We start from the raw sequence: 7,736 nt of genomic DNA on the forward strand, positions 1-7,736 counted from the left end.
GCCAAATCAAAAACAAAAGCGAGGCGGCCTTAAAGCCGACCTGATTATTGAAGCGTACGCGGTGTGGCTTCTACTTCCTTAATCGCTGACGAAGTCAGCAATCTTTTGATCTGCTCTGGCTCTGGCTCTGGATTTTGATCTTGATCTCAGGCGCCCCGTTAACCACGCTGGCCGAACGCAGGCTTGAATCCGTGGGTAACCCGGCAGGACGCCGGGTTAGCCGTCCTGGGCCATGGATGGCCCATGACGGCGGCCCACGGATTCAAGCCTGCGTTCGGGCATAACGAGCCTAGGCGAGGTACCGAGTGGTGGGGCAAGAGCCCTTTGGTTACTTTGGGGCTTTTCCAAAGTGACCCGCCGTAAGGGCGGAACCAATAGCCGCCGTTACCGCAGCAACGGATATGTACTCACCCAACCCCCAAAAAGCGGTCGGCCCAAAGGCCGCCACGGAACCAAGCTCCCTCACCCCAAAGAGATTTTTCAGCCTGAAAGTTGTGTAGATACCCATGCCCCGATGAGGGCGTGTCAGTTGATGCATCTGTGGCTGACCCACTGCAATCGGGGGCAAGTCGAACCGTCGCACCGCCCCTCCCACAGGTTGATCTGCATACATCCGGTAGACCTTGCTCCGATGTTTGATCTTAGCCGGCCGTGACCTGAACAACGGATATGCCCACGATCACTCCTTATCCCCCCCATAATTCATGATCGACAACAACCGAATCGGCACCTGCACCAACTGCTCCGGGCCGTGCGGAATCTCGCCTTCAAACGTCAAGCTGTCCCCGGCCTCCATCCGATACAGCTGGTTGCCATGCCGGTAAATCAACTCCCCCTCCAGCAAATGCAGAAACTCCGTCCCTGGATGGGCAAAGGTCGGAAACTCCTCACTGGCGTCATCCATGCTGACCATGTACGCCTCGAAGCTCTTCTTCGGCCCGCGCGTGTGGTTGAGCAGGTGATAGGTATGCCCCTTCTCGGTCCCCCGGCGCACCACTTCCATGCCCTGGTCGGCCTTGACCAGCAAGGCGCTGCCATCCTGCTGGTCGTATTCGCTGAATAATTTCGACAGCGGCAGCCCGAGCACATCGCACAGGCGGCTCAAGGTATCGAGGCTGGTGGAGACCTGGGCGTTCTCGATCTTGCTCAACATGCCCTGGCTGATATCGGCAATCTTCGCCACGTCGGACAGCTTCAGGTCCTGGGCCTGGCGCTGGCGTTTGATCTGCAGCCCCAGGTATTGCTCGAGCTTGAGGCGCGGGGCGGTTTCGGTGGACATGATCATCGGCTCCTGCACGGTTTCCGTTCAGTAATATTATTTTCGCACTGGGAAAGTGCAAGGTCTGGCGCTTGAAGGCCACCCCGCTGTGCGTATTCCTGCGGGGAAAAGAATTTTCCCATATATACAGCACAAAAGCGCAGCTCCACCCACTTCGATGTGTCGATCGCGATTATGGCAAGGGTATTGCATTCCTGTAGGGAAACTAACTTTCTTTTTAGGAATAAAAAGACAGCCTAGGCCCACCCACACGGTTTTGCCTTTCGCGAGGAGTGACACGCAATGTTGCCAGCAGAAACCCAGCGCATCATCGACAAGCACGGGATCAAATACGTGCTTGCGCAGTTTGTGGATATACACGGTGCGGCCAAGACCAAGTCGGTGCCCATCTGCGGGCTCAAGACCGTGGCCGAAGAGGGCGCAGGGTTTGCCGGGTTTGCCATCAGCGGCATGGGCATGGAACCCCATGGCCCGGACTTCATGGCGCGCGGCGATCTGTCGACCTTGACCCCGGTACCCTGGCAGCCAGGTTATGGGCGCGTGGTGTGCGTCGGGCATGTCGACGGCAAGCCTCATCCCTACGACAGCCGCTACGTGTTGCAGCAACAAGTGCAGCGCCTGCAGGACAAGGGCTGGACGCTGAACACCGGCCTGGAGCCCGAGTTCAACCTGATGCGCCGCGACGAGCAGGGCACGCTGCAACTGGTGGACCCCAGCGACAACCTCGACAAGCCTTGCTACGACTACAAGGGCCTGTCGCGTTCGCGGGTGTTCCTCGAGCGCCTGACCGAAGCCTTGCAGGCGGTGGATTTCGAGGTCTATCAAATCGACCACGAGGACGCCAACGGCCAGTTCGAGATCAATTACACCTACAGCGACGCCTTGACCTCCGCCGACCGTTTCACCTTCTTCCGCATGGCCGCCGGCGAGATCGCCAATGACCTGGGCATGATCTGCTCCTTCATGCCCAAGCCCGACCCGAAACGCGCCGGCAACGGCATGCACTTTCACCTGTCGATCAGCAGCTTTGATAACAAAAACCTGTTCCATGACGCCAGCGACCCGAGCGGCATGGGCCTGTCGAAACTCGCCTATCACTTCGCCGCCGGATTGCTCGCCCATGGCCCGGCGCTGTGTGCGTTCGCCGCGCCCACGGTCAACTCCTACAAGCGCCTGGTGGTCGGCAACTCGTTGTCCGGTGCCACCTGGGCCCCGGCCTTTATTGCGTTTGGCGCCAACAACCGCTCGGCCATGGTGCGCGTGCCGTATGGCCGCCTGGAGTTCCGCCTGCCGGATGCCGGCTGCAACCCCTACCTGGTCAGCGCCGCGATCATCGCCGCAGGCCTGGACGGTATCGATCGCCAGCTGGAAATCGACCACGTCTGCAACGAAAACCTCTACAGCCTGAGCCTTGAGCAGATCGCCGAGCGCGGCATCAAGACCCTGCCGCAATCCCTCAAGGAAGCCTGCGACGCGCTGGAAGCCGACGCGCTGTTCGCCGAAATGCTCGGCCCGCAGATCGTGGGCGAGTTCATCAAGCTCAAGCGCATGGAGTGGGTGGAGTACAGCCGCCATGTGAGCGACTGGGAAATCCAGCGCTATACCGAATTTTTCTGACACCGTGTGACGGAGACTTGTTATGTGTGGAATCGTAGGCCTGTACCTGAAGAATCCGCAGCTGGAACCCCAGCTCGGCCAGCTGTTTGAACCCATGCTGCAAGCCATGACCGACCGTGGCCCGGACAGCGCCGGTTTCGCCATCTACGGCGATGAAGTCGCCGATGGCTGGGTCAAGCTGACCCTGCAAGCCACCACCGAAGCCTTCGATTGGAAAGGCTTGATGGGCGAGCTGGAAGGGCGCCTCGGCTGTTCCCTGGACTGGTTCCAGAACGCCAGCGCCGCCGTATTGAAGATCCACGCCGACGAAACCCCGGTGCGCCTGGCCCTGGCCGAACTGGCGCCGAGCGTGCGCATCATGAGCGCCGGGCAGAGCATCGAGATCCTCAAGGGCATGGGCCTGCCCCAGGAAATTTCCCAACGCTTCGGCCTGGCAAACATGCAGGGCAGCCACATCATCGGCCACACCCGCATGGCCACCGAAAGCGCGGTGACCATGGAAGGCAGCCACCCGTTCTCCACCGGCGCCGACCTGTGCCTGGTGCACAACGGCTCGCTGTCCAACCACTTCCGCCTGCGCCAGGAACTCAAGCGCGAAGGCATCCACTTCGAAACCGACAACGACACCGAAGTCGCCGCCGGCTACCTGACCTGGCGCCTGCAACAGGGCGACTCGCTCAAAGAGGCGCTGGACCATTCCCTGGAAGACCTCGACGGCTTCTTCACCTTCGCCATCGGCACGCGCAACGGCTTTGCGGTGATCCGCGACCCGATTGCGTGCAAGCCGGCGATCTTGGCCGAGACCGACGACTACGTCGCCATGGCCTCCGAGTACCAGGCGCTGTCGAGCCTGCCGGGCATCGAGAACGCGCGGATCTGGGAGCCGGCACCGGCCACGTTGTACATCTGGGAACGCCCGTCAGCTTAAGGAGCGCACACATGAAAACCATCGATCTTTCCACCGCTACCGTGCGTGACCTCAACCAGGCGCTGCACGCCCAGGCCATCGACAACGAGTGGCGCGTGACCCATTCCAACGGCAAGCACAACCTCGCGGTGGGGGTGAACCAGGCCGTGTCCATCGATATCGAGGGCCACGCCGGCTACTACTGCGCGGGCATGAACCAGCAGGCCTCGATCACCGTGCACGGCAATGTCGGCGTGGGCTGCGCCGAGAACATGATGTCCGGCTCGGTGCGCGTCAAAGGCAGCGCGTCCCAGGCGGCCGGGGCCACGGCCCATGGCGGTCTGCTGGTGATCGAGGGCGACGCGGGCGCGCGTTGCGGGATCTCCATGAAGGGCATCGACATCGTCGTCGGCGGCAGCATTGGCCATATGAGCTGCTTCATGGGCCAGGCCGGGCGCCTGGTGGTGTGCGGCGACGCCGGCGATGCGCTGGGGGATTCGCTCTACGAAACCCATATCTACGTGAAAGGCACGGTGGAGTCCCTGGGCTCGGACTGCGTCGAAAAAGAGATGCGCAGCGAGCACCTGCAAGAGTTGCAGGAACTGCTCGACCGCGCCGGTTTCGCCCACCAGGCGGCGGATTTCAAGCGCTACGGCTCGGCCCGTCAGCTGTACAACTTCAAAGTCGATAACGCCTCCGCGTACTGATCAGGAGCTCCACCATGACTGAACAAACCCCTCCGGTCCTGCGCGAGTCGGCCACCTTCGACCGCCTGACCATCCAGGAAATCCAGCGTGCCGCCGAAACCGGCATCTACGACATTCGCGGTGGCGGCACCAAGCGCAAGCTGCCGCACTTCGATGACTTACTGCTGCTCGGCGCCAGCGTGTCGCGCTACCCGCTGGAAGGCTATCGCGAGAAGTGCGGCACCGATGTGATCCTCGGCAACCGCTTCGCCAAGAAGCCGATCCACCTGAAGATCCCGGTGACTATCGCCGGCATGAGTTTCGGTGCATTGTCGGCCAACGCCAAGGAAGCCCTGGGCCGTGGCGCGACCATCGCCGGCACCAGCACCACCACCGGTGACGGCGGCATGACCCCGGAAGAGCGCGGCCAGTCCCAGCACCTGGTGTATCAGTACCTGCCATCACGCTACGGCATGAACCCGGATGATTTGCGCAAGGCCGACGCCATCGAGATCGTCCTCGGCCAGGGCGCCAAGCCCGGCGGTGGCGGCATGTTGCTCGGCATGAAAGTCACCGAGCGTGTGGCCGGCATGCGCACCTTGCCGATCGGCGTGGACCAGCGCAGCGCCTGCCGCCACCCGGACTGGACCGGCCCCGACGACCTGGCGATCAAGATTGCCGAGCTGCGCGAAATCACCGATTGGGAAAAACCGATCTACGTGAAAATCGGCGCGAGCCGGCCGTATTACGACGTGAAGCTGGCGGTCAAGGCCGGTGCCGATGTGATCGTGCTCGACGGCATGCAAGGCGGCACCGCCGCGACCCAGGAAGTGTTTATCGAGCATGTGGGCATCCCGATTTTGTCGGCCATCCCGCAAGCGGTACAGGCTTTGCAAGAGATGGGCATGCACCGCAAGGTCCAGTTGATCGTCTCGGGCGGGATCCGCAACGGTGCCGATGTCGCCAAGGCCATGGCGATGGGCGCGGATGCGGTCGCCATCGGCACGGCGGCGCTGATTGCCCTGGGCGACAACCACCCACGGCTGGACGCGGAACTGAAAAAAATCGGCTCGGCCGCCGGCTTCTATGACGACTGGCAAAACGGCCGCGACCCGGCCGGCATCACCACCCAGGACCCGGAGCTGTCCAAGCGCCTCGACCCGGTGGAAGGCGGGCGGCGGTTGGCCAACTACCTGCGGGTGATGGTGCTGGAGGCGCAGACCATGGCCCGTGCGTGCGGCAAGTCGCACCTGCACAACCTCGACCCCGAGGACCTGGTGGCGCTGACAGTGGAATCGGCCGCCATGGCGCGGGTGCCGCTGGCGGGGACCAGTTGGGTGCCGGGTTCCGGTTACTGAGTTTACCCCCCCTGTAGGAGCGAGCTTGCTCGCGAAGATCGTCAACGATAACGCTGGCACCCTGGATGAACGCGTTGCCTGGACGTTTTTCGCGAGCAAGCTCGCTCCTACACACTTCTGTTGCAGGAGCTTTGAACATGATCAATCGTCTTCTCGGCAAATCCCTTATTGGCTTATTGGCGACCGGTGCACTTGTGCCCCTCGCCCAGGCCGCCGACGCCCCCACCTTGAACACCGGCAGCACCGCCTGGATGGTCACCGCCGCCGTGCTGGTGCTGTTCATGTGCTTGCCGGGGCTCGCGTTGTTCTACGGTGGCCTGGTCCGTGCGAAAAACATGCTTTCGCTGTTCACCCAGTGCTTCGGCATTGCCGGCTTGGTGGGCGTGCTGTGGGTGATCTACGGCTACAGCATGGTGGTCGACACCACCGGCATGGTCGAAGGGCAGGTGACCTTCAACAGTTTTGTCGGCGGCCTGAGCCGCGCCTTCCTGGCGGGCATGACCCCGGAGAGCCTGGTGGGGGATATTCCGGAAGGGGTGTTCGTGACCTTCCAGATGACCTTCGCCATCATCACCCCGGCCCTGATCGCCGGCGCCTTTGCCGAACGCATGAAGTTCTCGGCGGCGCTGTTGTTCATGGCCATCTGGTTCACCCTGGTCTATGCCCCGGTGGCGCATATGGTCTGGGGCGGTTCGGGGGCCTTGATGCATAACTGGGGCGTGCTCGACTTTGCCGGCGGCACCGCCGTGCACATCAATGCCGGTGTGGCTGCGCTCGCTGCGTGCCTGATCCTCGGCAAGCGCAAGGGCTACCAGAACACGCCGATGCCGGCGCATAACCTCAGCCTGACCATGGCCGGCGCGGCGATGCTCTGGGTCGGCTGGTTCGGCTTCAATATCGGCTCCGGTGGCGGCCTCAGCGGCACCTCGGGCATCGTCATGCTCAACACTCAGTTGGGCGCCTGCGCCGGGATTCTCGGCTGGATGTTCACCGAGTGGTTCAAGGTCGGCAAGCCCAGTGCCCTCGGCCTGGCCAGCGGCGCGTTGGCCGGCCTGGTGGGGATCACCCCGGCGTGTGCCTACGTGGGCGTCGGCGGTGCGTTGGCCATCGGCTTGTTGTGCGGGGTGTTCTGCTACTTGAGCGTGACGGTGTTGAAGCGCCGTTTCGGCTACGACGACAGCCTCGACGTGTTCGGCCTGCACGGCATTGGCGGGATGATTGGCGCGGTGTTGACGGGCGTGTTCTGTGTACCGTCCATGGGGGGCCTGGTGGAAGGCGTGACCATGGGCGGGCAGGTGGTTGCCCAGCTCAAGGGGGTGCTGCTGACTACGGTGTACTGTTTTGTGATCAGTTGGATCATCCTCAAGGGGGTCAATGCCCTGGTTGGCTTGCGTGCCCATGAGTCGGTGGAGGAGATGGGGTTGGACCTGGCCGAGCATAATGAGCGGGCCTACAACCACTGATCATTCCCCCTGAGTAAACGCAGCTCAAAATGTAGGAGGGGAGCTTGCTTCCGTGATGGCTCAGGAGCCGACGACTATCTAACTGATGCCCCGCTACCTAAATGTGGGAGGGGGCTTGCTCCCGATGGCGGCCTGACAGCCGACCAGGATGTTGGATCAGTTCGAGTCCATATCCGTTGCTGCGGTCACGGCCGCTATGGGTTCCGCCCTTACGGCGGGTCACTTTTGGCAAACGCCCCAAAAGTAACCAAAAGGTCTTGCCCCACCACTCGGTACCTCGCCTAGGCTCGGTATGCCCGAACGCAGGCTTGAATCCGTGGGCCGCCGTCATGGGCCATCCCTGGCCCAGGACGGCTAACCCGGCGTCCTGCCGGGTTACCCACGGATTCAAGCCTGCGTTCGGCCAGCGTGGTTAACGGGGCGCCT

General features: G+C 62.4%; 6 protein-coding genes. 5 read left to right on the top strand and 1 reads right to left on the bottom strand.

Annotation, left to right across the window (positions count from 1 at the left end):
* Positions 1 to 679: 679 nt before the first annotated feature.
* Positions 680 to 1,279, bottom strand: a complete 600-nt coding sequence (locus V3W40_RS34430; RefSeq protein ID WP_330216534.1) for a helix-turn-helix domain-containing protein — start codon at positions 1,277 to 1,279, stop codon at positions 680 to 682.
* Positions 1,280 to 1,561: 282 nt separating this feature from the next.
* Between V3W40_RS34430 and glnT the strand changes: the two genes are divergently transcribed.
* The 5 genes from glnT (at position 1,562) to V3W40_RS34460 (ending at position 7,310) form a co-directional block, all read left to right on the top strand.
* Positions 1,562 to 2,896, top strand: coding sequence for a type III glutamate--ammonia ligase (gene glnT, locus V3W40_RS34435; protein WP_330216535.1), 1,335 nt, complete (start codon positions 1,562 to 1,564; stop codon positions 2,894 to 2,896).
* A 22-nt stretch (positions 2,897 to 2,918) separates the two neighbouring features.
* On the top strand, positions 2,919 to 3,824 hold the full coding sequence (locus V3W40_RS34440; protein ID WP_065925860.1) for a class II glutamine amidotransferase: 906 nt from the start codon (positions 2,919 to 2,921) through the stop codon (positions 3,822 to 3,824).
* An 11-nt stretch (positions 3,825 to 3,835) separates the two neighbouring features.
* Positions 3,836 to 4,510 (top strand): protein glxC, encoded by a 675-nt coding sequence (locus V3W40_RS34445; RefSeq protein WP_027603580.1) that lies wholly within the window; start codon positions 3,836 to 3,838, stop codon positions 4,508 to 4,510.
* Between the two features lie 14 nt (positions 4,511 to 4,524).
* Positions 4,525 to 5,847 (top strand): FMN-binding glutamate synthase family protein, encoded by a 1,323-nt coding sequence (locus V3W40_RS34450; RefSeq protein ID WP_027603581.1) that lies wholly within the window; start codon positions 4,525 to 4,527, stop codon positions 5,845 to 5,847.
* Between the two features lie 137 nt (positions 5,848 to 5,984).
* Positions 5,985 to 7,310 carry an ammonium transporter gene (locus V3W40_RS34460; RefSeq protein WP_065925859.1) on the top strand — a complete coding sequence of 442 codons (1,326 nt, stop codon included), beginning with the start codon at positions 5,985 to 5,987 and terminating at the stop codon, positions 7,308 to 7,310.
* The last annotated feature ends 426 nt before the right edge of the window (positions 7,311 to 7,736 follow it).

This window comes from Pseudomonas sp. AM8, from assembly GCF_036346475.1.
In the GTDB taxonomy this organism is placed as follows: Bacteria; Pseudomonadota; Gammaproteobacteria; order Pseudomonadales; family Pseudomonadaceae; genus Aquipseudomonas; species Aquipseudomonas marginalis.

What these genes read in the sequence shown, in the direction of transcription:
- V3W40_RS34430 (WP_330216534.1), bottom strand. Translation starts at nt 1,279, where the DNA reads ATGTCCACCGAAACCGCCCCGCGCCTCAAGCTCGAGCAATACCTGGGG.
- glnT (WP_330216535.1), top strand. Translation starts at nt 1,562, where the DNA reads ATGTTGCCAGCAGAAACCCAGCGCATCATCGACAAGCACGGGATCAAA.
- V3W40_RS34440 (WP_065925860.1), top strand. Translation starts at nt 2,919, where the DNA reads ATGTGTGGAATCGTAGGCCTGTACCTGAAGAATCCGCAGCTGGAACCC.
- V3W40_RS34445 (WP_027603580.1), top strand. Translation starts at nt 3,836, where the DNA reads ATGAAAACCATCGATCTTTCCACCGCTACCGTGCGTGACCTCAACCAG.
- V3W40_RS34450 (WP_027603581.1), top strand. Translation starts at nt 4,525, where the DNA reads ATGACTGAACAAACCCCTCCGGTCCTGCGCGAGTCGGCCACCTTCGAC.
- V3W40_RS34460 (WP_065925859.1), top strand. Translation starts at nt 5,985, where the DNA reads ATGATCAATCGTCTTCTCGGCAAATCCCTTATTGGCTTATTGGCGACC.